Here is a 20603-nt window from a genome sequence, read left to right on the forward strand (position 1 = left end):
TGGTGTCAGGTGGCGCTGCGTTCGTCGGCGCCCATCGCGTCGAGAACCGCCTCGCGGGTCGCGCTGGGACCGGTGATCTGCGATTCGCCGACCCCGTCCGCGAGCATCTGCCTCCACCTGTCGTGGTCGAATTCCATCGGCCGGGTGGTGGCGACGAAGTCCTCGATCACGCGCAGGAACCGGATCGGGTCGTCGTGGAACGGGAAGTGCCCGCTGCCGGGGAAGATCTCCAGGCGGGAGTGGGGGAGCGCGGAGTGTGCGAGGTGGGCGTGACTGACCGGGATGACGGCGTCGCGGTCGCCCCAGATGATCTGGACGGGCAGGTCGGCGGTCAGGTAACAGCGGTCGAGCATGGTGACGACCTGACCGCGCCAGTCGACGACGGCCCGCAGGGTGCGCAGGAACGCCTCCCGGGCGGTGGGGTCGGGCAGGTCGCGCAGCACCCGGACCAGGTCGGGTGTGTCGTGGAAGAGCGCGGCGCCCTTGAACGGTCCCCGATACAGGTGGTCCGCCACCTGGCCGAGCGCCCCGACCAGCGTGAGTGCCCCGGGGATCTGCAGCAGGCGCAGCGCCTCGTTGGCGATCGGGAGGGCCGCGAACCGCAGCGCCGGGTTGACGTCCTTGGTGACGCCGCCCGGGGAGACCACCACGAGGCGTTCGATCATCTGCGGGAACTGGTACGCGAACTGCAGGGCGACGCCGCCGCCGAGCGAGTGACCGACCACCGTCGCCCGGTCGAACCCGAGGACCGTCAGCAGGTCCCGCATGCCGTTGGCGTACGCGGCGATCGAGTAGTCGGCGCGCGGCTTGTCGGAACGCCCGTGGCCAAGCAGATCCGGCGCGATCACGGTGAAGTTCTTCGCCAGGTGAGGGATGACCTCGTTCCACGTGGCCGAGTTGTCACCGATGCCGTGGATCAGGAGCAGCGCCGGCCCGCTGCCGGCCATCCGGAACGCACGCCGGTATCCGTGAATGGTCCGGAACGCGAGGCGGGGTTCGGTGTCGGGCACCGGACGCAATGCGCGGGTTCGGTCTCCGCCCATGGGTCACTCCTGTCGTTCGTCGGCTCCGTACCCCTGACAACAGGGTGTTTCGTTGGCCGACCTACCGAGCGATGATTTGGACGATCGTATAGATGAACTCCTCTGTGCGCCGGATAACTGTAAAACGGATTTACAGGTCGCGCCCGCCGGGCCCGTCCCCGAGGCCGGGCCCCTCGTCGTTGCCGTCGAGTTGGGCGAGGAAGCGCTCGAACTCGGCACCGAGTTCGTCGCCGCTGGGCAGTTCGCTGTCGGTTGCCAGCAGGCTGGACTGCTGTTCCTGCGCGGTCACGTACGTGTCGTACTGGCGTTCCAGCGCGCGCACCACGGACTCGACCTCTTCGTTCCCCGTGACCTGGGCGTCGACCTGCTCTCGGACCCGTGCGGCGGCCTCGCCGAGCGCCGCCAGCGGCAGCGTCAGCTCGCCGGCCTCGCCGACGTGTTCGAGCAGGGTCTCCGCGGCCGCCGGGTAGTCGGCCTGCGCCAGGTAGTGCGGAACGTGCACCGAGTACCCCATCGACTCGTGCCCGTGCTGGGACATCCGGAGTTCGAGCAGCGACGACGCGCTCCCGGGGATGCGCAGGTCGCCCGGCCAGCCCTGGTTCTCACCGATCAGGTCCGGGTTCGCCGAGTGCGCAGTCACGCCGAGGGGGCGGGTGTGCGGGACCGCCATCGGGATCGCGTTCAGCCCGATGGTGCGGCGCACGCCGAGCTGTTCGGCCAGCAGCCGCACCGCGGTGGTGAAGCGCTCCCACTTGAGGTCCGGTTCCATGCCGGCCAGCAGCAGGAACGGGATGCCCTCGGTGTCCTTGACGGCATAGAGATTCAGTTCCGGGGCGTCGTAGTCCGTGAAGTGGTTCGACTTGAACGTCATCGTCGGCCTGCGCGACCGGTAGTCGATCAGCTCGTCCACGGCGAACGAGGCGACGAGTTCGGTCTCGAGGCTCTCGCGGAGGTGGGTCGTGGCGAGCTTCACCGCGTGACCGGCGTCGGAGAACCCTTCCAGCCCGTGCACCAGGACCGGGCCGCGGCCGTCGTTGGCAGACACCACCGGGGCCGGGAACTCCAGCTCGTACATGCCCGACTGCTCGTCCATCGTTCACAACCCCTTCGCGTCTTCGTTGTCGACCAGTGTCCCTTACCGGTCGGCGGGGCGCGTCACCCCCGGGTCTCGCGCCCACACTCGCCTCGATCAACGTGACGGGCGGGCACATCATTCCCTGTTCGTTGCCGGTTTCGGTGTTCGCTGTCGGCGGACGCGCCGTGGCCTTCGGCGGCGACCGGTCGTCGAGCTGGCAGAGTTGGGGCACACGCCCGCGATCGCCGAGAGGACCTTGTCGTGACACGCCGAATCCTGGTGGCCGGAGCCGCCGCCGTCACCCTCGCCGTCGCCGGGTGCTCGTCGAACGTCTCGGGGGTTGCGGAACCGGTCGGGGGAGCCGCCGTCGTCTCCGGAGGCACCGCCGCCCCGAAGGCCGGCGGCGCGTCGACCGATCGGATCGCGGCGCCGCTGTCGTCGATGCTCTTGACGCCCGAGAACTTTCCGCAGCCGTACCAGGCGATCATGCTGCCGGAACAGGCGGTCGAGCAGGCCGCCGCCGACCTCGACGGGATCCCCGCCGGTGCGAAGGTGGACCCTGCCGGCTGCAAGCCTCCGCCGCAGAACTTCGGTCCCGACGCCACCGCCCTGGTCGTCGGCACCGACAACGCCGCCCGGGCCACCATCTCCATCGAGCTGACCCGCGTCGACGCGCCCCTGTCGGACCGCGCCGCCGAGATCGACCGGTGTCTCGAGGTGACCACCACGAAGAACGGGGCGTCCGCGAAGGTCACCACCGTCGTGCTGCCCGCCCCGCCGCTGAACGCCGACGACACCCTCGCCCTGCGGCAGACCGTCTCCTCCGGCAATGGCGACCAGTCGGTGACCCAGTCGATGCTGCGGCTCTTCGCTCAGGTCGACGACGTGCGGATCTCCGCCACCTACATGTCGTTCGGGGACGGCGCCCCCGATTCGGCGACGCTCGACCTGCTGTTCACCGAGGCGGTCCAGAAGGTCAACGCGGCCGCGAAGTAAAGCCGCGCGCGCGGGATTGGGGACGGCACGCGAATCCGTCCACAGGCCGGGCGAATTCGGCCATCGCGGACCGGTTGGCGTCGCGGCCGTCGGGGACGGTTCGTGCATGGCAACCATGTACCCGAACAGTCCGCACGGACGGGTTCACCTCAGCGACCCCGCAGACCTGATCGCCGCCGTCCCCGCGCTGCTCGGTTTCCGGCCGCACCGCTCCCTCGTGGTGATCTGCCTGGGAGGCGTCCCGGCGACGGTGCAGGCCGTGATGCGACACGACCTCACGGGCACCGCCTCGAACTGCGACCGCCTGTCCGTGGACCGTCTCGCGGCGCTGTGCGAACGAGCCGGCGCCGCCTCCGTGATCGTCGTGGTCGTCGACGATCGAGCGCACGGCGACGGTCCGATCCACGACCTGCACCACGCCCTCGTCGACCTCCTCTCCGCGTCCCTCGCCGAGGTCGGCGTCGCGCTGGCCGGCGCTCACGCGGTCACCGGCATCGAAACCGGTGCGCAGTGGTGGGGTCTGCTCGGAGATCCGCGCCACGGCACCGTTCCCGACCCGACCGCGTCGGCGGTGGCCGTGGCCCAGGTGATCCGCGGCCGCCCGATTCGCGCGTCGCGGCTCGAACTCGAACGAATCCTCGAGCCGCGCCCGCGCGCGGACCGGGACCGCCTCGCACGCCTCCTGGCATTGGCCCGGCATCCGACGTCGCGGGCGCGGCCGCGGTCCGTCCGCTCCACGCTCGAAGACGTGCTCGCGCGCATCGCCTCCTCCGACGGAGCCCTCTCCGACGAGGGGGTCGCCGCGATCGCCGTCGCTCTGGAGGCACCGGCCGTGCGCGACTCGGTGCTCGCGCTCGCGGTCACCGAACTCGCCGATGCCGCCGAACGGGCATGGATCGTCATGGCCCGGGCACTGTCCGGGCCCGCCCGCGCCGAACCGGCCGCGCTGCTCGGGTTCAGCGCCTACGCCCGCGGTGACGGACCACTCGCCGGGGTGGCCCTCACCGCCGCCCTCGACGCAGACCCCGGGCATCGCCTCGCCGGGCTCCTCGACGACGCCCTGCACGGCGGTATTCGTCCGGACGTGATCGTCGACCTCGCCCGGACCGGCCGCGACGTCGCCCGGACCCTCGGCGTGACCCTGCCGCCGGCCGCGTGAGCGCGAGTGGCGGCGGAGGGACTACCGGAAGTTCCGGGACACCAGCGCGTCCACCAGATCGGCCGTGGGGAAGTCGGCCATCACCGCGCCGGTCCGCCCTGCCGGATTCGCGGTGAGGAAGGCCTCCGTGTGGTCGAGGATCCCGATGACACCGGGCCCGCCCCGCGCCACGGTGACCGGAACGGTCCCCGTCGCGAGTGCGACCGGATTTCCGGTTGCGCTGAGGTGGTTGACGAAGAAGGTGGCCGGAGAGCCGGACGCGGCCCGCTCGAACTGCCCCCGCACCAGTTCCCACTTGCGGTCGACCTCGCCGAGTCCGGCGAGCTCGTAGGTGTCCTGGATGTCGGTGCCTGCGCCGCCCCAGCGCGGACCGTACGAGGCCGAGCCCGGGAAGTCCTGGATCACGACGATCTTGCCGCGCACCGCACCGAGAGCCGGGAAACCACTTCCGGCGGGAGCATGCCACAGGTGTTGCCGGAGCCGGTCACGCGTCTCGGGATTCTCGTCGATGTACCAGTTCAACGTGTCCTCGTAACCGCGGGTGTTCTCGGCTGCCGTGTACTCCTCCTTGAGTCTCATCACGACGGCCTCGGTCGGGTGATCGCGCAGGAAATCCGTCACCTGCACAACGACATTCGTGAAGTTGGTGTGCAGGTACTCGACCCCGTGATGGATCGGGAACACGTCCCGGAAATGGCGGGTCCGAACGTCGAGGACCCGGATTCCGGCCCGCAACTGGGTCGGGAGATCGTGGTCCTGGGTGAGGGCGAACACCGACGCCCCCATCGCCATCGTGTCGTGGGTTCCGGGCAGCGACAGCTCCGACAACCCGACGTCGTCGGGAAGCCCGCCCATCCAGTCCGGATTCTCGGCCCGATCGAGCCCGCTGTCGGCGACCGAGCCGGAGGAACTGCCCAGTGCCGGCGTACTGCCGGAATCGGCGGAACCGGTGGTGGCCGCGGCGAGCGGCGCCGGAATCAGGAGGAGTGCGGTGACGAGGGCGAACAGTGAACGCCTCGCGCGCCCTGCACGCACAACCCGGAGGTGCACCGCCACAGCAGATCCGTCCTTTGCTCACGCGCATCGACAGGGAGCCGTCGACGGCTCACGAACGGAGTGCAGCATCGCACGTCGGCTCGCGGCGCGGTCGGGATCGCGAGATACGGCACCGCACGGGCCGGTGTGCGCGGCCCGTGCGGTGTCTGTCAGCTCCGCCCTGCGGCGTGCGAACGATCGCCGAGAGCCTGGAGATAGGCCCAGGCGTCCGAGACGATCTCGTCGAGGTCGGTGTGCTGCGGCTTCCACCCGAGTTCGGCGATCGCCTTCTCGCTCGACGCGACCAGGACCGCCGGGTCGCCGGCACGCCGGGGTGCGTCCTCCGACGCGATCGGAAGACCCGTCACCCGCCGGCACGCCGTGATCACCTCGCGCACACTGAAACCCGCGCCGCTGCCGAGGTTGTAGACGGAATGCGTTCCGGCGGTGGCGTGGTCGAGCGCGAGCAGGTGCGCGTCCGCGAGGTCGAGGACGTGGATGTAGTCGCGCACCGCGGTGCCGTCGGGCGTCGGCCAGTCGGTGCCGAACACCGATATCTTCTCGCGCTGGCCCAATGCCACCTGGAGCACCAGGGGGATGAGATGCGTTTCCACCACCCGGTTCTCGCCCGCGCCCCGGTACGCGCCCGCGACGTTGAAGTAGCGCAGGCTCGTCGCGGCCAGACCGTAGGCGTTCGAGTACGAGGTGATCGCGTGGTCGATCGCCAGTTTCGTGGCGCCGTACGGATTGGTCGGCCGCGTCGGATCGTCCTCGGTGATCGGGGTGCGGTCCGGTTCCCCGTAGGTGGCCGCCGTCGACGAGAACACCAACCGCGGGGTGCCCGACGCCCGCATCGCCTCCAACAGCGCCAACGTCGTGACCACGTTGCCCTGCCAGTACTTGGCCGGTTCGAGCACCGACTCCCCGACCAGCGACTGTGCCGCGAAATGCAGCACGCCGTCGAACCCGGGATCGCGGCTGAGCACCTGTGCCGCCGCGGTCGCGACATCGCCCTCGACGAACTCGGCGCCGACCGGGACCGCGTCGGCGTTACCGGTCGACAGGTCGTCGACGACGACCACATCGTGACCGCGTTCGAGCAACACGGTCGCGCACACACTGCCCACGTAACCGGCACCGCCGGTGACCAGAAGTCGCACCTGGAATCAGACCTGCTTGACCTGGACGGCGTGCGCCATCTCCGCGGGCAGATCGACACCCTCGTGACCCGGGACGGTGATCGTCACCGAATCCGGGTGGGTCTCGACCGTCACGCGGGCATTGGGCACCACGCCCGCATCGCGCAGCTGTCCGATGATCTCGGGGTCCGACTGCACGTGCTCGGCGAGCCTGCGCACCACCACCGCTGTGGGCTGACCCGGCGGCACCTCGGTGAGCCGGATCAGTGTCTCGGCGCCCTCGTCGGCATCCAGGCCGAGCTGCGCGAGACCCGGGATCGGGTTGCCGTACGGGGAGGTCGTCGGGTTGTTGAGCACCTTCACCAGACGGCGCTCCACCTCCTCGCTCATCACGTGCTCCCAGCGGCACGCCTCCGCATGCACCTGATCCCACTCGAGGCCGATCACGTCGACCAGCAACCGCTCGGCGAGCCGGTGCTTGCGCATCACCGCGACCGCGAGATCGCGGCCCTTCTCGGTCAGTTCCAGGTGCCGGTCACCGGCGACAAGCAGCAGTCCGTCCCGCTCCATGCGGGCCACGGTCTGGCTGACGGTCGGGCCACTCTGCTCGAGTCGCTCTGCGATCCGGGCCCGCAGTGGCACAACGCCTTCTTCTTCAAGGTCGTAAATCGTCCGGAGGTACATCTCCGTGGTGTCGACCAGATCCTTCACGCTCACGCCCCTTCGTTCGCGGTGATTCTACCGGGGGGATCCGACGAATCGTTGCCACACGCGCTGAGCGTGCGACTCACACCACACGCGGCACGTGGTGTACAACGCCGTGCGCCGCTCGCGCCTTCCCACCGAGCGCCAGTAGCGTGACCTCATGGCCGACAAGTCCCCTCCTCTCACCCCGCATCGCGGCGCCGACGGCGTCGTCGTGTGGAGCCCGGACTATCTGAACTATCGGTGGAGTGCGGACCACCCGATGAATCCCACCCGCCTGGACCTGACCATGTCCCTGGCCCGGGGGCTGGGGCTGATCGAGGGCGCCGAGATCGTCGCCCCCGACCCGGCGAGCGACGCGGACCTGTTGCGGGTCCACACCCCCGGGTACGTCGCGGCCGTCAAGGCCGCCGGGGAAGGCCCCGCGCAGGGCCTCGCGGACGCGCGCGCCGAGGGGGAGGCCGCCCCGCACGGACTCGGCAGCGAGGACAATCCGATCTTCCCGCACATGCACGAGGCGAGCGCGATCCTGGCCGGGGGCACGCTCGCCGCCGCCCGCGAGGTCGCCGCCGGGCGCACCCGGCGGGCGGTGAGCATCGGGGGCGGCATGCACCACGCGATGGCCGACTGGGCGTCCGGGTTCTGCGTCTACAACGACGCGGCGATCGCGATCTCGTGGTTGCTGGACAACGGATTCGACCGGATCGCCTACATCGACGTCGACGCCCACCACGGCGACGGGGTGCAGCACGCCTTCCTCGGCGATCCGCGTGTGCTGACCGTGTCCATCCATCAGCACCCGGCCACCCTGTGGCCCAACACCGGCTGGTCCAGCGAGGTGGGATCCGGTGCCGGGGAGGGCACCTCCGTCAACGTGCCGGTGTTGCCGGGAACCGTGGACTCGGTGTGGCTGAGGGCATTTCACGCGATCGTGCCCGCCGCGGTCGCAGCGTTCAAACCCCAGATCGTCATCAGCCAGTGCGGCGTGGACAGTCACCGGGAGGATCCGCTCGCGGACCTCTCGCTGACCGTGGACGGCCAGCGTGCCGCGTTCCGTGCGATGCGCGACCTCGCCGACCGGTACGCCGACGGACGCTGGATCGCCGTCGGCGGCGGTGGCTACGGACTCGTGCGGGTGGTGCCGCGTGCCTGGACCCACCTGATCGCGACCGCGCTCGACCGCGACCTGGATCCGACGGTGGCCGTCCCCGCGGCCTGGAGGGAGCGGGTCGCGGCGATGGCGCCGGGCGTCGACCTGCCGACCACCATGACCGACGGCGGGGTGACCGACCACCTGCCGTGGGACGGTCCCGGCGGCACCCCCGAGACGGGCGTGAACACCGTCGACCGGGCACTGGTCCGCGTCGACGCCGCCATCATCGCCACCCGCAGGGCCAGCTTCCCGCTGCTGGGCCTGGACCCGGAGGACCCCCGTGACTGACATCACCAACCCCGACTCGACCCCGCAGCCGATCCGGCCCGCCTTTCCGTCCCACTGGATCGCGGACGTGCTCGCCACCGACGGCGGCGCCGTGCACCTGCGTCCGATCACCCCGGAGGACGCGGACCGGCTGGTCGCGTTCCACGCCAAGCTGTCCGAGCGGACCCGGTACCTGCGCTACTTCGGGCCGTACCCGACGATGTCGAACCGGGACATCGTGCACTTCACCACCGTCGACCACCACAATCGGGTGGCGTTCGTCGCGATCCTCGGCGACGAGATCATCGCCGTCGGCCGGTACGAGCGACTGCTCGAGGTCGGGGACGGAAAGTCGGCCGAGGTGGCGTTCGTCGTCGCCGACGAACACCAGGGCCGCGGCCTCGGCCCGATCCTGCTCGAACACCTCGCCGGCGCGGCCGCCGAGAACGGCCTGACCATGTTCGTCGCCGAGGTCCTCGCCGAGAACCGCAACATGGTCTCCGTGTTCCGGGAGGCCGGTTACCAGGTCAGCCGCAGCTTCGACGGCGGGGTGCTGCGACTAGAATTCGCCATCGACCCGACCGAGGCGCTGCTGACCGTCCGCAACGCCCGGGAGCGGGCCGCCGAGGCGCGCAGCGTGCGCAACCTGCTCAGTCCGCAGTCGGTGGCGGTGATCGGCGCGTCCACCGACAACGGCAAGGTCGGCAACGCGGTCCTGCGCAACCTGCTCGAGGCCGGGTTCACGGGGCCGGTCTACCCGGTCAACGCCGAACACCGGTCGGTGCGCGGAGTGCGGGCGTACCCCTCGGTGCGGGACATCCCCGACGACGTGGACCTCGCGGTGGTCGCCGTGCCCGCCGAGGCGATCGACTCCGTCCTCGACGACTGCCTCGCCAAGGGCGTCAAGGCGCTCGTCGTCGTGTCCTCGGGGTTCAGCGAGACCGGGTCCGACGGCTACACCTCCGAGCGCAGGCTCGTGCACGCCGCCCGCGCCCACGGCATGCGGCTGGTCGGCCCGAACGCGCTCGGTGTCGCCAACACCAACCCCGCGGTGCAGTTGAACGCGACCCTGGCGCCGGTGCTTCCGCACGGCGGCAAGGTGGGATTCTTCTGTCAGTCCGGCGCCCTCGGCATCGCGATTCTCGACGAGGCGGCCCAGCGCCGCATCGGGTTGTCCACTTTCGTCTCCGCCGGCAACCGCGCCGACGTCTCCGGCAACGACCTGCTCCAGTACTGGGACACCGACCCGGAGACCGAGGTCGTGCTGCTGTACCTGGAGTCGTTCGGCAACCCGCGCAAGTTCTCGCGGATCGCGCGGCGGGTCGCCCGCAACAAACCGGTCGTCGCGGTCAAGTCCGGCCGGCATGCCGTCCCGCCCGCGCTGAAGGCGAACGCCGTCGAGATCGACGACCCGATCGTCTCCGACCTGTTCGCGCAGGCGGGTGTCGTGCAGGTGGGGTCGATCGCCCAACTCTTCGACTGCGCGGTGCTTTTCGGCTACCAACCGCTGCCCGCGGGACCGCGGCTCTCGGTGGTCGGCAACTCGTCGGCGCTCGGCGTGCTGGCCGTGGACGCCGCACGCTCCCAGGGGTTGGAGGCGGGCGATCCCGTTGATCTCGGAGCACAGGCCGGTCCGGAGGAGTTCGCGGGCGCGGTCAGCGCGGCGATCGAGGATCCCGACGTGGATTCGGTGATCGCGGTGTTCGTGCCGCCGGTCGCGATGGACCCGGAGCCCTACGCCAAGGCGGTGCGCGACGCCGCCCGCGACTCCGGCAAGCCGATCGTGACCACTTTCCTTGCTGCCGAGGGTATTCCGGACGTGCTCGCGGTGCTCGGCCCGGACAGCAACCCGGTCCGCGGCTCGGTGCCGTCGTATCCGGAACCCGAGCGGGCGGCGTTGGCGCTGGCGCGGGCGTGGCGCTACGCGCAATGGCGCGACAAACCGATCTCGCAGGTGGTGCGGCCCGACGGCATCGACGCCGCCCGCGCCGCCGAACTGGTGGACTCGTGGCTGGCGGACAGCGGCGGCGAGGGGCGGTGGCTGACCGACTTCGAGGCAGCGGAACTTCTGGCGTGCTACGGCGTCGCGATCGCCCAGTTCGCCGCCGCGTCCAGCGAGGCGCAGGCGGTCGCCGCGGCCGAGGCCCTCGGCTATCCGGTCGCGGTGAAGGCCACCCGTGAGCAGTGGCGGCACCGCCCCGACCTCGGCGGGGTGCGCCTCGACCTCGACACCGAGGACGCCGTGCGCCGGGCCTACCGCGACCTCGCGGCGGCATCGGGGGACCCGCTGCTGTACGTGCAGAAGATGGCGACGAAGGGATTCGGCTGCGCCATCGGCGTGCAGGACGACCCGTCGTTCGGGTCGCTGATCTCGTTCGGGCTCGCCGGTGTGATCTCCGACCTGCTCGGGGACCGCGCCTACCGGGTGCTGCCGCTGACCGAGGAGGAGGCCGGCGAACTCATCGACGCGCCGAAGGCCGCACCGCTGCTTGCCGGCTACCGCGGCGGGCCGGGAGTGAACAGGGCGGCGCTGGTGGATCTGTTGCAGCGGATCTCGGCGCTGGGGGACGACCTGCCCGAGGTGCGGGAACTGGTCTGCGAGCCGGTCCTGGCGAGCGAGAGCGGCGCCGAGATCACCGACTCGCGGGTTCGGATCGGACCCGAACCGAGCACCCGCGTCGACCTGGGGCCGCGCCGCCTGCGCTGAGCCACCCACGTCCGGCGGAGCAGGCCCACGGACACGGACGTGGGCCCCGGACACAGACGCGCCGGCCGATCCGTCGCTCCCGAGGGGGGAAGGAGCTTCGGATCGACCGGCGCTGGTTCGTGGGGGAGTGACGTCAGCTGGCGTAGGACCGCAGGCGGTCGGCCCGCTCGCCCTGACGCAGCTTGCCCATCACCTCGCGCTCGATCTGCCGGACCCGCTCACGGGAGAGGCCGAAGATCTTGCCGATCTGATCGAGCGTGCGCGGCTGGCCGTCGTCGAGCCCGTACCGCAACCGGATCACCTGCTGCTCACGCTCGTCGAGCGTGGCGAGCACGCTGCGAACGTCGCTGTGCAGCAGTCCGGCGATGACGGCATTCTCCGCGGACGTCGCCTCGGAGTCCTCGATGAAGTCGCCGAGCGGCGCCTCCTCGTCGGTGCCGACCGGCATGTCCAGGCTCACCGGGTCGCGGCTGTGGTCGAGCAGGTCCGCGATCTTCGCGGCGGGGATGCCCGATTCCTCCGACAGTTCCTCGTCGGTCGCCTCCCGGCCGAGCTGCTGGTGCAGTTCCCGCTTGATCCGGGCCAGCTTGTTCACCTGCTCGACCAGGTGGACGGGCAGCCGGATCGTGCGGGACTGGTCCGCCATGCCGCGCGTGATCGCCTGACGGATCCACCAGGTGGCATACGTCGAGAACTTGAAGCCCTTCGCGTAGTCGAACTTCTCCATCGCGCGGATCAGGCCCAGGTTGCCCTCCTGGATCAGGTCCAGCAGCGGCATCCCGCGGCCGGTGTACCGCTTGGCCAGGGAGACGACCAGACGCAGGTTGGCCTCCAGCAGGTGACTGCGGGCCTTCTCGCCGTCGCGGACGATGGCGGCCAGGTCGCGCTTCTTGTTGGCCGTCAGGCGCTTCCCGGTCTCCAGCACGTGCGCGGCATACAGTCCCGCCTCGATCCGCTTCGCAAGCTCGACCTCATCCGCGGCGGTCAGCAGCGCAGTACGCCCGATCCCGTTCAGGTAGACACGTACCAGGTCTGCGGCCGGGGACTGGGCATCCAGATCCTCGGGAGTCGGGCGCGCTCGGCGGGTGGTGGGGCTCGTCATGACCTGCCTCCTCATCGGTGGTCTCTCATGTGGTTCAACGCCCCGCCACCAGGCAAAGTTCCCGAGCGATCTCCGTCACATCGCCGCTGACCTGCAGGTTCCCGCCACTCGACCTGAGAAGTTACTGAGAAGAACGATCGCCGGGAACCGGCTTCACATTCCCACCGGGAGCACCAGACCGTGCCGGACCAATCCGTGCACGAGTGCGGCCGCCGAACCCGCGAGCGGATCGGCGTCCTCGCCGTGCGCGGCGGCGAGCAGTTCGACCAGTTCCCCCAACGCCAGCCCGTCCGGACGCATTCCACCCAGCAACGCCGCCGCGAGCTCGTCCACCTCGTGCTGCCACGCCGGACCGTCGCCCCGGTGCAGCCGCGCCACGACCTGCTGCCACCCCTCCTCACCCGGCAGGTACACCCGCTCGAGGGCAGTGGCCGGCGCGACCTCGAACCGCTCCGCGAGGACGTCCCGGTCCCGCAACCACGCCGCCCGGTCGAGGTAGCCGAGTGCCTCGTCGCCCAGCGGATCGCTGTAACCGTGCCGCAGGTCCTCGGCCAGCACGTCCGACGGGGCATCGGTGCGGCGCAGGTACACGAACCCGAACCCGATTCCCTCGACATCGCTGTCGGCGAAGTGCGCCAGCCACGACTCGGCCTGCGCGGCGGTCGCCGGATCCCGCGGGTCCAGCCCAGCGTCACGCATCCACGTCCCCACGTACAGCGCGGGATCCGCGACGTCGCGCTGCACGATCCACGCGTCGACACCGTGAGCAGGCAGCCACGACGCGACCCGCGACCGCCAGTCCTCCCCGGCGACGTGCACCCACGACGCCAGCATCGACGCGGTCCCGCCCGGATTCAGGTGGTCGATCGCCCGCGAGATCATCAGCTCGCTCGCCCCGTCGAGGTCCAGGCCCGAGTCCCGGTAGGTGTGCTCGACCCGGGCCCGCCCGACCACGAACGGCGGATTCGCGACGACCCGATCGAACGTCCGCCCCGCGACCGGCTCGAACCACGACCCCGGCAACAGTTCGACGTCCACACCGTTGAGCGCGAACGTCGCCGCCGACAGGTCCAGCGCCCGCAGGTTGATGTCCGTGGCCGTCACCGCCCGGGCGTACCCGGCGGCGTGCAACGCCTGGATGCCGCAGCCCGTGCCGACGTCGAGCACCGTTCCGGTCCCGGCCGTCGGGGTGCCGCGCAGCAGCGACAGCGACGCATGCCCGACCCCGAGAACATGGTCGGGGGCCGTGGTCCGCGGCCGCATGCTGCCGTCCAGGTCGGAGATCACCCAGCGGTTGCCCTGCCCGAGATCCATCGGCCGCAGGTCCAGCGCCGGCCGCACCAGGTCACCGTCGCGTTCGAGCAGCCCCGCCGCGACCGCATGGTCGAGATCCACCGGCGCGAGCGCCGCCGCGACCTCGCTCGCCGGGCAGTCGTCGCCGAGCAGGAACAACCGGACCAGCACCCCCAGTTCGCCGGCGTCCCGGGTGGCGCGGCGAACCGGCACCGGTTCGCTTCGGCCCAGAGCCGCGTGCGCATCGTCGCCGAGTGCCTCCAGGACGGCGTCGGCGGTGTAGTCGGTGCGGTGCAGGGCCTCGCGCAGCGGGCCACACAGGGAGAGGAGGTCGCGGTTCACGCGGCCATTGTCTCAGTGGGGACGGCGGCTGCCCGTCAGCCCTCGATCGTGCGATGGTCCGTGGACTCGATCGCCGGTCCCGCGACCGGCTTGTGGTCGAATCGGCGCGGCTCGTCGGCGCGCCGCGGCGGCCGGTCGTTCGCGACGAGGACGGCGATCCACGGCAGCGGAATCGACGCACCGATGATCAGCAGGCTGATCCACCCGTTGCCCCACGCGCTGTACGCGATCGCAGCGAGCACCAGTGCGGGGATCCGGATCCCCATCATGATCGTGTACTTGCGGATACGGGCCCGCTGCTGCTCGTCGAACGACTGTGCCGCATCGGTGATCAGAATCGGGTTCCGCGAGCTCTCGTCGCCCTGGTCCTGCGGGGGGATGGCTGAACTCGAAGACATGACTCCAGCGTCCCACTCGCAGAGCCCAGATGCACCACCGGGGGCTCGCCGGACTCCCAGGGATGCGTCATCATGGACGAGTGAGCACTGTGACCAAGGAACGTCCCGACACCACGACCGACGAGTCCACCGACGACGACGTCCCCAAGTACTTCCACTACGTCAAGAAGAACAAGATCGCCGAGAGCGCGGTCATGGGCACCCACGTCGTCGCCCTGTGCGGCGAGGTGTTCCCGGTGACCAAGTCGCCGAAGCCCGGATCCCCGGTGTGCCCCGACTGCAAGAAGATCTACGACGGGCTCCGGCCGGGCGAATGAGTCGCCTCGCCCACGGGCGAGTGAGTCGCCTCGCCGACGGGCGATCGAGCCGGCTCGCCGACGGGCGAGTGAGTCGCCTCGCCGACGGGCGAGGGAGTCGCCTCGCTCGCGAGCAGGTGGGGCGGCTCGGGTAGGTCGCACATGTCCGGATGTTCGGGGTCGGCGGCCTCGTGCCTGCCCCGATCCGGGTTCACGATGCGGATGGGTGCCGTGGCCAGCCGCCGGGTCAGGCTCGGGACCGAGCCGTCGGCGGCCGGGGCCGAGGCCGCCTGTGACGCGAGCCACTCCCGCATCTGCTCGATCCGGGTGGCCCGAGCCGGCCAGAACTCCTGGATCGTCGCGTTGAACTGGGCGCCCAGCACCACCGCGAACCCCAGGAAGAACGTGAACAGCAGGAACGCGATCGGAGCCGCCAGCGCCCCGTACGTGTAGCCGGTACCGGTCACCCACGTCAGATAGTGGCGCAGCACCGTGCTCGCCGCCATGAAGAACACCCCCGCGAGCAGCGAACCGCCGAGCAGGCGATGCCACGGCAGCGACTTCGGCAGCGCCACCTTGTACAGCGTGGTCAGGCCGGCGATCAGCAGCAGTCCGACCGCCGGATAGTAGAACGCGTCGACCATGCGGGAACCGACGTCGTACCACGACGCGGGCATCACCCGGCCGATCATCGTCGGCCCGAGCGCCACCAGCGGCAACACGAACACCGCCACGATGAGGAACATCACGTACAACAGCAGCGCGAAGATCCGCTGCCACACCGGATGGCGGGCGTCCTTCTGCCCGTGCGCCTCGACGATCGAGTCGACGAACGTCGAGATCGCCGACGAGCCCGCCCACAACGACAGCAGGAAGCCTGCGGAGATGATCTCGGGGCGCCCCCGACCGAGCACATCCGACACCGTCGGCGAGATCAGCTGGTCGACGACGTTCTCACTGAACGCGGACCGGCTGAAGGTGATGATCTTCGACTCGATGATCCGCACCGTGTCGGGGCCGAACAAGCCGCCGACGTAGCCGATACTCCCGAGCAGACCCAGCAGCAGCGGTGGCAGCGACAGCGTCTGCCAGAACGCGGCCGTCGCGGCCTTCCCGAAGATCGAGTCCCCCCAAGCCTTGACCGCGGTGCGGCGGATCACCAGCCAGGCCTTCCACAGCGGGTGCCGGTCCGGGATGTGGTCCGCGTGGTGGGTGGGCAGATCCGACGGCGCCCCCGGGACCTCGCCCGGGTGCTGGGGGCCGATCGGTTCGCTCATGATGCTTCCAGCATCCCTGACGAGCGGGTGCTGGTCCGCACCGGTGGCGTCCGTGTCGCGAAGGCAACACCGGTCGCCCACCCGTCGGTGTTGCCTTCGCGACACCTCCGGTCGCACGGGCCATCGGATGCAGAGAACGTCGGCGGGGGGCGTTAGGCTCGTCCGGCAGTCTTCACGGTCGAGATCGACCCCACAGTCGAGAAGGAGCGGACGCGACAGTGCTCACGGGTAACACCGAATCACCAGCCCCCGCACCCGTCGCCAACCTCCGAGCCTGGCAGCGGCGTGCGCTGACGAAGTACCTGGCAACGAAGCCGAGGGACTTCCTCGCGGTGGCGACCCCAGGCGCAGGCAAGACCACCTTCGCGCTGCGGGTCGCCGCGGAACTGCTCGGGGACCGGACCGTCGACGAGATCACCGTCGTCGCGCCGACCGAACACCTCAAGCACCAGTGGGCCGAGTCCGCCGCCCGGATGGGCATCGCGCTGGACTCCAACTTCTCCAACTCGACCGGTCAGACCTCCGCCGACTACCACGGCGTCGTCGTCACCTACGCACAGGTGGCGTCGCATCCGACGAAGCACCGGGTGCGTACCGAGAACCGCCGCACCCTGGTCATCCTCGACGAGATCCACCACGGCGGTGACGCCAAGAGCTGGGGTGACGCGATCCGCGAGGCGTACGAACCGGCGACCCGCCGGCTGGCGCTGACCGGTACCCCGTTCCGCAGTGACGACTCCGCGATCCCGTTCGTCCAGTACGAGCCGGACAACGAGGGACTGATGCGGTCCAAGGCCGATCATGCCTACGGATACTCCGACGCCCTCGCCGACGGCGTCGTGCGTCCCGTGGTGTTCCTCGCGTACTCCGGCGAGGCGCGTTGGCGCAACAACGCCGGTGAGGAATTCGCCGCGCGCCTCGGCGAGCCGCTGTCCGCCGAACAGACCGCGCGGGCCTGGCGGACCGCCCTCGACCCGAACGGTGACTGGATCCCCGCGGTCCTCGCCGCCGCGAACACCCGGCTCCAGCAGTTGCGATCCGATGGCATGCACGACGCCGGCGGCCTCGTCATCGCCACCGATCAGACCGTCGCGCGCGCCTACGCGAAGATCCTGGAATCGCTCACCGGGCGGGCGCCGACCGTCGTGCTCTCCGACGACCCCACCGCCTCGAAGCGGATCGCCGAGTTCAGCAGCAACACCGAGCCGTGGATGGTCGCGGTCCGGATGGTGTCCGAGGGCGTCGACGTGCCGCGCCTCGCGGTCGGGGTGTACGCGACCAGCGCGTCGACCCCGCTGTTCTTCGCGCAGGCGATCGGCCGCTTCGTGCGGTCCCGCAAGAAGGGGGAGACGGCCAGCGTCTTCGTGCCGTCCGTGCCCGTCCTGCTCGACCTGGCCAGCCAGCTCGAGGTCCAGCGCGACCACATCCTCGGCAAGCCGCACCGCGAGAAGGACGGCCTCGACGACGAACTGATCGCCGACGCGAACAAGCAGAAGGACGAGCTCGGCGAGGAGGAGAAGGCGTTCACGTCCCTCGGCGCCGACGCCGAACTCGACCAGGTGATCTACGACGGCTCCTCGTTCGGCACCGCGACCTTCGCCGGCAGCGACGAGGAAGCCGACTACCTGGGACTGCCGGGTCTCCTCGACGCCGACCAGATGCGGGCGCTGCTGCGGGAACGGCAGGCGGGCCAGCTCGACAAGTCGAAGGCATCCGCACCGGCGGCGCCGGTCCCTCCGCCCGTCGTAGCCGACCGCGCAGGGTCGGCCGCCAAGCTCGCCGAGCTGCGCAAGGAACTCAACGGGCTGGTCGCGATGACCCACCACCGCACCGGCAAGCCGCACGGCTGGATCCACGGCGAACTGCGCCGGGTGTGCGGGGGACCTCCGACCGCCATCGCGACCGTCGATCAGCTCACCGAACGGATCGCCACGCTGCGACGCTGGTGACCGCACCGCGGTCGTGGCGGTCGTGACCGCGCCGCACCGCGGCGGTGGTGACCCGCCGCTGCACCGACCGCCGGACACGCGGAAGGGCCCGCACCACATGGTGCGGGCCCTTCCGGTCGAATGGGGGTCTGAGGTCAGGCCGCCCGGTTCTGACGGCCTAGATCGCTGCCTCGTCGATGGCGCCGGAGACGATGGTGGCGTTCATCGCGCGGAGTCGATCCTCGTGCTCGTTGGCGTGATGCTGGCAGAAGAGGAGTTCTCCACCAGTGGCGAGCACCGCGCGGACGCGAGCTCCGGCACCACACCGGTCGCACCGGTCGGCTGCGGTCAACGGGGGGCTGGTCAGTGTTCCGGGCATGACTCCTCCGTACTGGCTCCCGGTGCGACCCGGGACCCCTGGGGGCTGGTCCGCCGCGTCGGGTGACGCGGTGGCATCACTCTGTCAGACGTTTGGCGTTCGGACGATGTTCCCGACGGTGTTTCTTTGTGGTTTCACTAACAGAAAACACGGCCGGACCGGTGATGCAGGTCACCGAACGGGCGCGGGATAGGGTCTGTCCGTGACGGACCCGACCCTCGTACACATGTGCACCGCAGCCGAGTGGGAGCAATCCCGGACCGCCGGTGTGCGTGTCCCGGACTCGTTCGCCGAGGACGGGTTCGTGCACCTGTCGACGCCGCAGCAGGTGCACCTGCCCGCGAACCGTCTGTTCGCCGGGCGCGACGATCTGGTCCTGCTGTACCTCGACGCGACCGGGCTCGGCGCCGAGGTTCGCTGGGAACCCGGGGTGCCGACCGATCCGGCGTCGATGCGGTTCCCTCACCTGTACGGCCCGCTCCCCGTCGCCGCGGTCATCGCGGTCGCGCCGTACCGGCCGGGCCCGGACGGCACGTTCGGAACACCCCCGAATCCATGACCTGCGACCGGAAACTCGTTCCAGCGCTACCGTTGAGACATGAACGTGGAAGTGACCCCACTGCCCGGGATCGGGATCCGCAAGGACTTCGAACTCTCCACCGGGCGACGCGTCGGCGTGGTGACGCTGCGCGACGGCGGGACCGACCTGATCGTCTCGAAGAAGGACGATCCCGACGCCTGCCAGGCCTCGGTGCGGTTGACCGACGACGAGGCGGCCGTGCTGGCGAATCTGCTCGGGGCGCCGCAGCTGGTGTCGCAGCTGCGGGAGGAGCACCGGGACCTGCCCGGCATCACCACCCGGCAACTCCCGATCACCGAGGAGTCACCGTTCGACGGCCGCACACTGGGGGAGACCGCGATGCGGAGCCGGACCGGGGTGTCGGTGGTGGCCGTGATGCGGGCCGGCCAGGCGTACCCGTCGCCGAATCCGGATTTCAATCTGACCGAGGGCGACCTGCTGGTCGCAGTCGGCACTTCCGACGGCCTGGACGCCGCCACCAAGATCCTGCACCACGGGTGAGCCGTGGATAGCACCGCGCTCGCGCTCGTCGAGCTGGGTGCGGTCTTCTTCGTCCTCGGTGTGCTCGGTCGCCTCGCCGGCCGCGTCGGCATGTCGCCGGTTCCGCTGTACCTCGTCGGAGGTCTGTGCTTCGGGCAGGGCGGATTCATCACGCTCGGCGACATCAGCGGCTTCGGCCACCTGGCGAGCGAGATCGGCGTCGTTCTGTTGCTGCTGCTGCTCGGACTCGAGTACTCCGCGTCGGAACTGATGACCGGGCTGCGCAAGTCGTGGATGGCCGGCGTCCTCGACCTGGTCCTCAACGCAGCTCCCGGTGTGGCCGTCGCGCTGCTGCTCGGCTGGGGTCCGGTCGGCGCGCTCGTGATGGCCGGTGTCACCTACATCTCGTCGTCCGGCATCGTGGCCAAGGTACTCAGCGACCTCGGTCGGCTCGGCAACCGCGAAACCCCGGTGGTGCTCTCGATCCTGGTGTTCGAGGATCTGACGATGGCGGTCTACCTGCCGATCCTCACCGCGATCCTGGCCGGGGTCGGTCTCGTCGGGGGAGTGAAGGCGCTGGTCGTCGCCCTGCTGATGCTGGCGCTCGTACTGACGGTCGCGCTGCGTTACGGCCACGTGGTGTCCGCGATCGTGGACGCCAAGGACCGCGAGGTGTTCCTGCTCAAACTGCTCGGTGCGGCGCTGCTCGTGGCGGGGTTCGCGTCCTCGCTGCAGGTGTCGGCGGCGGTCGGGGCGTTCCTGCTCGGCATCGCGATCTCGGGGGCGACCGCCCGCAACGCGGCCCAGGTCCTCGAGCCGTTGCGGGACCTGTTCGCGGCGATGTTCTTCGTGGTGTTCGGTCTCAACACCGACCCCGCGACCGTCCCGCCGGTGCTCGGCTGGGCGGCGGCGCTGGCGGTGGTCACCACGGTGACGAAGATCGTCACCGGGGCGTGGGCCGCCCGCAGGCAGGGCGTCGCCCTGATGGGTCAGTCCCGCGCCGGGGCCGCGCTGGTCGCCCGCGGCGAGTTCTCGATCGTCATCGCCGGTCTCGCCGTCTCCGCGGGTGCCGTCGAGGGGGAGATCGCGGCGCTCGCGACCGCGTACGTCCTCCTGATGGCTGTGCTCGGACCGGTCGCCGCCCGGATCGTCGAACCGGTCACCCGGTTGCTCGTGCCCCGGCTACGCGAACGGCCGTCGGCTCAGGAGCCGACGGCCGTTCCGGACGAGACGGGCGAGATCTGACGAT

General features: G+C 70.4%; 19 protein-coding genes. 9 read left to right on the forward strand and 10 right to left on the reverse strand.

Annotated features, from left to right (window positions below):
* Nucleotides 1–5 precede the first annotated feature (5 nt).
* Nucleotides 6–1043, reverse strand: a complete 1038-nt coding sequence (locus tag ACWDUM_RS15405) for an alpha/beta fold hydrolase (RefSeq protein WP_450114365.1) — start codon at nucleotides 1041–1043, stop codon at nucleotides 6–8.
* A gap of 130 nt (nucleotides 1044–1173) precedes the next feature.
* On the reverse strand, nucleotides 1174–2136 hold the full coding sequence (locus tag ACWDUM_RS15410) for a proteasome assembly chaperone family protein (protein WP_450134622.1): 963 nt from the start codon (nucleotides 2134–2136) through the stop codon (nucleotides 1174–1176).
* Between the two features lie 243 nt (nucleotides 2137–2379).
* On the opposite strand from ACWDUM_RS15410, the gene ACWDUM_RS15415 reads away from it, so the two are divergent.
* Both ACWDUM_RS15415 and ACWDUM_RS15420 read left to right on the forward strand, forming a co-directional pair.
* Nucleotides 2380–3114 (forward strand): sensor domain-containing protein, encoded by a 735-nt coding sequence (locus ACWDUM_RS15415; RefSeq protein WP_450134623.1) that lies wholly within the window; start codon nucleotides 2380–2382, stop codon nucleotides 3112–3114.
* Between the two features lie 106 nt (nucleotides 3115–3220).
* Complete coding sequence (locus tag ACWDUM_RS15420) at nucleotides 3221–4273, forward strand: DUF4192 domain-containing protein (protein ID WP_450134624.1); 1053 nt, start codon at nucleotides 3221–3223, stop codon at nucleotides 4271–4273.
* Nucleotides 4274–4294: 21 nt separating this feature from the next.
* Here the strand turns inward: ACWDUM_RS15420 and ACWDUM_RS15425 are convergent, their stop codons facing one another.
* The 3 genes from ACWDUM_RS15425 to ACWDUM_RS15435 form a co-directional block, all read right to left on the reverse strand.
* A complete protein-coding gene (locus tag ACWDUM_RS15425) occupies nucleotides 4295–5329 on the reverse strand; it encodes a phosphatidylinositol-specific phospholipase C (protein WP_450134625.1) in 1035 nt (344 codons plus the stop codon).
* Nucleotides 5330–5478: 149 nt separating this feature from the next.
* Nucleotides 5479–6468 (reverse strand): UDP-glucose 4-epimerase GalE, encoded by a 990-nt coding sequence (galE, locus tag ACWDUM_RS15430; protein ID WP_450134626.1) that lies wholly within the window; start codon nucleotides 6466–6468, stop codon nucleotides 5479–5481.
* 6 nt (nucleotides 6469–6474) lie between these two features.
* Nucleotides 6475–7158, reverse strand: a complete 684-nt coding sequence (locus ACWDUM_RS15435; protein ID WP_450114388.1) for an iron dependent repressor, metal binding and dimerization domain protein — start codon at nucleotides 7156–7158, stop codon at nucleotides 6475–6477.
* 154 nt (nucleotides 7159–7312) lie between these two features.
* Between ACWDUM_RS15435 and ACWDUM_RS15440 the strand changes: the two genes are divergently transcribed.
* Together ACWDUM_RS15440 and ACWDUM_RS15445 are read left to right on the forward strand one after the other, a co-directional pair.
* Complete coding sequence (locus ACWDUM_RS15440; protein ID WP_450134627.1) at nucleotides 7313–8593, forward strand: acetoin utilization protein AcuC; 1281 nt, start codon at nucleotides 7313–7315, stop codon at nucleotides 8591–8593.
* Between the two features lies 1 nt (nucleotide 8594).
* The gene (locus ACWDUM_RS15445) at nucleotides 8595–11279 is read left to right on the forward strand and encodes a bifunctional acetate--CoA ligase family protein/GNAT family N-acetyltransferase (RefSeq protein ID WP_450134754.1); all 2685 of its coding nucleotides are present in this window, start codon (nucleotides 8595–8597) and stop codon (nucleotides 11277–11279) included.
* 133 nt (nucleotides 11280–11412) lie between these two features.
* Here the strand turns inward: ACWDUM_RS15445 and ACWDUM_RS15450 are convergent, their stop codons facing one another.
* The 3 genes from ACWDUM_RS15450 to ACWDUM_RS15460 form a co-directional block, all read right to left on the reverse strand.
* Complete coding sequence (locus ACWDUM_RS15450) at nucleotides 11413–12381, reverse strand: sigma-70 family RNA polymerase sigma factor (protein ID WP_450114372.1); 969 nt, start codon at nucleotides 12379–12381, stop codon at nucleotides 11413–11415.
* A gap of 153 nt (nucleotides 12382–12534) precedes the next feature.
* Complete coding sequence (locus tag ACWDUM_RS15455; protein ID WP_450114373.1) at nucleotides 12535–14016, reverse strand: DUF7782 domain-containing protein; 1482 nt, start codon at nucleotides 14014–14016, stop codon at nucleotides 12535–12537.
* 35 nt (nucleotides 14017–14051) lie between these two features.
* Entirely contained in the window at nucleotides 14052–14414 is a 363-nt protein-coding gene (locus tag ACWDUM_RS15460; RefSeq protein ID WP_450114374.1) for a DUF3099 domain-containing protein, read from the reverse strand.
* An 80-nt stretch (nucleotides 14415–14494) separates the two neighbouring features.
* On the opposite strand from ACWDUM_RS15460, the gene ACWDUM_RS15465 reads away from it, so the two are divergent.
* The gene (locus ACWDUM_RS15465) at nucleotides 14495–14731 is read left to right on the forward strand and encodes a DUF3039 domain-containing protein (protein ID WP_450114375.1); all 237 of its coding nucleotides are present in this window, start codon (nucleotides 14495–14497) and stop codon (nucleotides 14729–14731) included.
* On the opposite strand, the gene ACWDUM_RS15470 is transcribed toward ACWDUM_RS15465, so the two are convergent.
* Nucleotides 14704–15987, reverse strand: coding sequence for a YihY/virulence factor BrkB family protein (locus tag ACWDUM_RS15470; RefSeq protein ID WP_450134628.1), 1284 nt, complete (start codon nucleotides 15985–15987; stop codon nucleotides 14704–14706). The two genes, ACWDUM_RS15465 and ACWDUM_RS15470, sit on opposite strands and share 28 nt — an antisense overlap.
* Nucleotides 15988–16205: 218 nt before the next feature.
* Here ACWDUM_RS15470 and ACWDUM_RS15475 point away from each other — a divergent pair, with 218 nt between their 5' ends.
* Nucleotides 16206–17936, forward strand: coding sequence for a DEAD/DEAH box helicase (locus ACWDUM_RS15475; RefSeq protein ID WP_450134629.1), 1731 nt, complete (start codon nucleotides 16206–16208; stop codon nucleotides 17934–17936).
* A gap of 157 nt (nucleotides 17937–18093) precedes the next feature.
* Here ACWDUM_RS15475 and ACWDUM_RS15480 read toward each other — a convergent pair whose 3' ends face one another.
* Entirely contained in the window at nucleotides 18094–18294 is a 201-nt protein-coding gene (locus tag ACWDUM_RS15480; RefSeq protein ID WP_450115915.1) for a DUF7455 domain-containing protein, read from the reverse strand.
* A gap of 226 nt (nucleotides 18295–18520) precedes the next feature.
* Here ACWDUM_RS15480 and ACWDUM_RS15485 point away from each other — a divergent pair, with 226 nt between their 5' ends.
* From ACWDUM_RS15485 to ACWDUM_RS15495, 3 genes are read left to right on the forward strand one after another with little or no spacing between them, the layout of a single operon-like run.
* Nucleotides 18521–18853, forward strand: a complete 333-nt coding sequence (locus ACWDUM_RS15485) for a DUF952 domain-containing protein (RefSeq protein ID WP_450134755.1) — start codon at nucleotides 18521–18523, stop codon at nucleotides 18851–18853.
* 39 nt (nucleotides 18854–18892) lie between these two features.
* Nucleotides 18893–19375 (forward strand): cation:proton antiporter regulatory subunit, encoded by a 483-nt coding sequence (locus ACWDUM_RS15490; protein ID WP_450115916.1) that lies wholly within the window; start codon nucleotides 18893–18895, stop codon nucleotides 19373–19375.
* A 3-nt stretch (nucleotides 19376–19378) separates the two neighbouring features.
* Nucleotides 19379–20599, forward strand: a complete 1221-nt coding sequence (locus ACWDUM_RS15495) for a cation:proton antiporter (RefSeq protein ID WP_450115917.1) — start codon at nucleotides 19379–19381, stop codon at nucleotides 20597–20599.
* Nucleotides 20600–20603: the final 4 nt, after the last annotated feature.

This window comes from Rhodococcus sp. NPDC003322, from assembly GCF_053589555.1.

Coding starts and splice junctions, on each gene's coding strand:
- ACWDUM_RS15405 (WP_450114365.1), bottom strand. CDS start 1,043: ATGGGCGGAGACCGAACCCGCGCATTGCGTCCGGTGCCCGACACCGAA.
- ACWDUM_RS15490 (WP_450115916.1), top strand. CDS start 18,893: ATGAACGTGGAAGTGACCCCACTGCCCGGGATCGGGATCCGCAAGGAC.
- ACWDUM_RS15410 (WP_450134622.1), bottom strand. CDS start 2,136: ATGGACGAGCAGTCGGGCATGTACGAGCTGGAGTTCCCGGCCCCGGTG.
- ACWDUM_RS15420 (WP_450134624.1), top strand. CDS start 3,221: ATGGCAACCATGTACCCGAACAGTCCGCACGGACGGGTTCACCTCAGC.
- ACWDUM_RS15440 (WP_450134627.1), top strand. CDS start 7,313: ATGGCCGACAAGTCCCCTCCTCTCACCCCGCATCGCGGCGCCGACGGC.
- ACWDUM_RS15460 (WP_450114374.1), bottom strand. CDS start 14,414: ATGTCTTCGAGTTCAGCCATCCCCCCGCAGGACCAGGGCGACGAGAGC.
- ACWDUM_RS15470 (WP_450134628.1), bottom strand. CDS start 15,987: ATGAGCGAACCGATCGGCCCCCAGCACCCGGGCGAGGTCCCGGGGGCG.
- ACWDUM_RS15485 (WP_450134755.1), top strand. CDS start 18,521: ATGTGCACCGCAGCCGAGTGGGAGCAATCCCGGACCGCCGGTGTGCGT.
- ACWDUM_RS15450 (WP_450114372.1), bottom strand. CDS start 12,381: ATGACGAGCCCCACCACCCGCCGAGCGCGCCCGACTCCCGAGGATCTG.
- ACWDUM_RS15480 (WP_450115915.1), bottom strand. CDS start 18,294: ATGCCCGGAACACTGACCAGCCCCCCGTTGACCGCAGCCGACCGGTGC.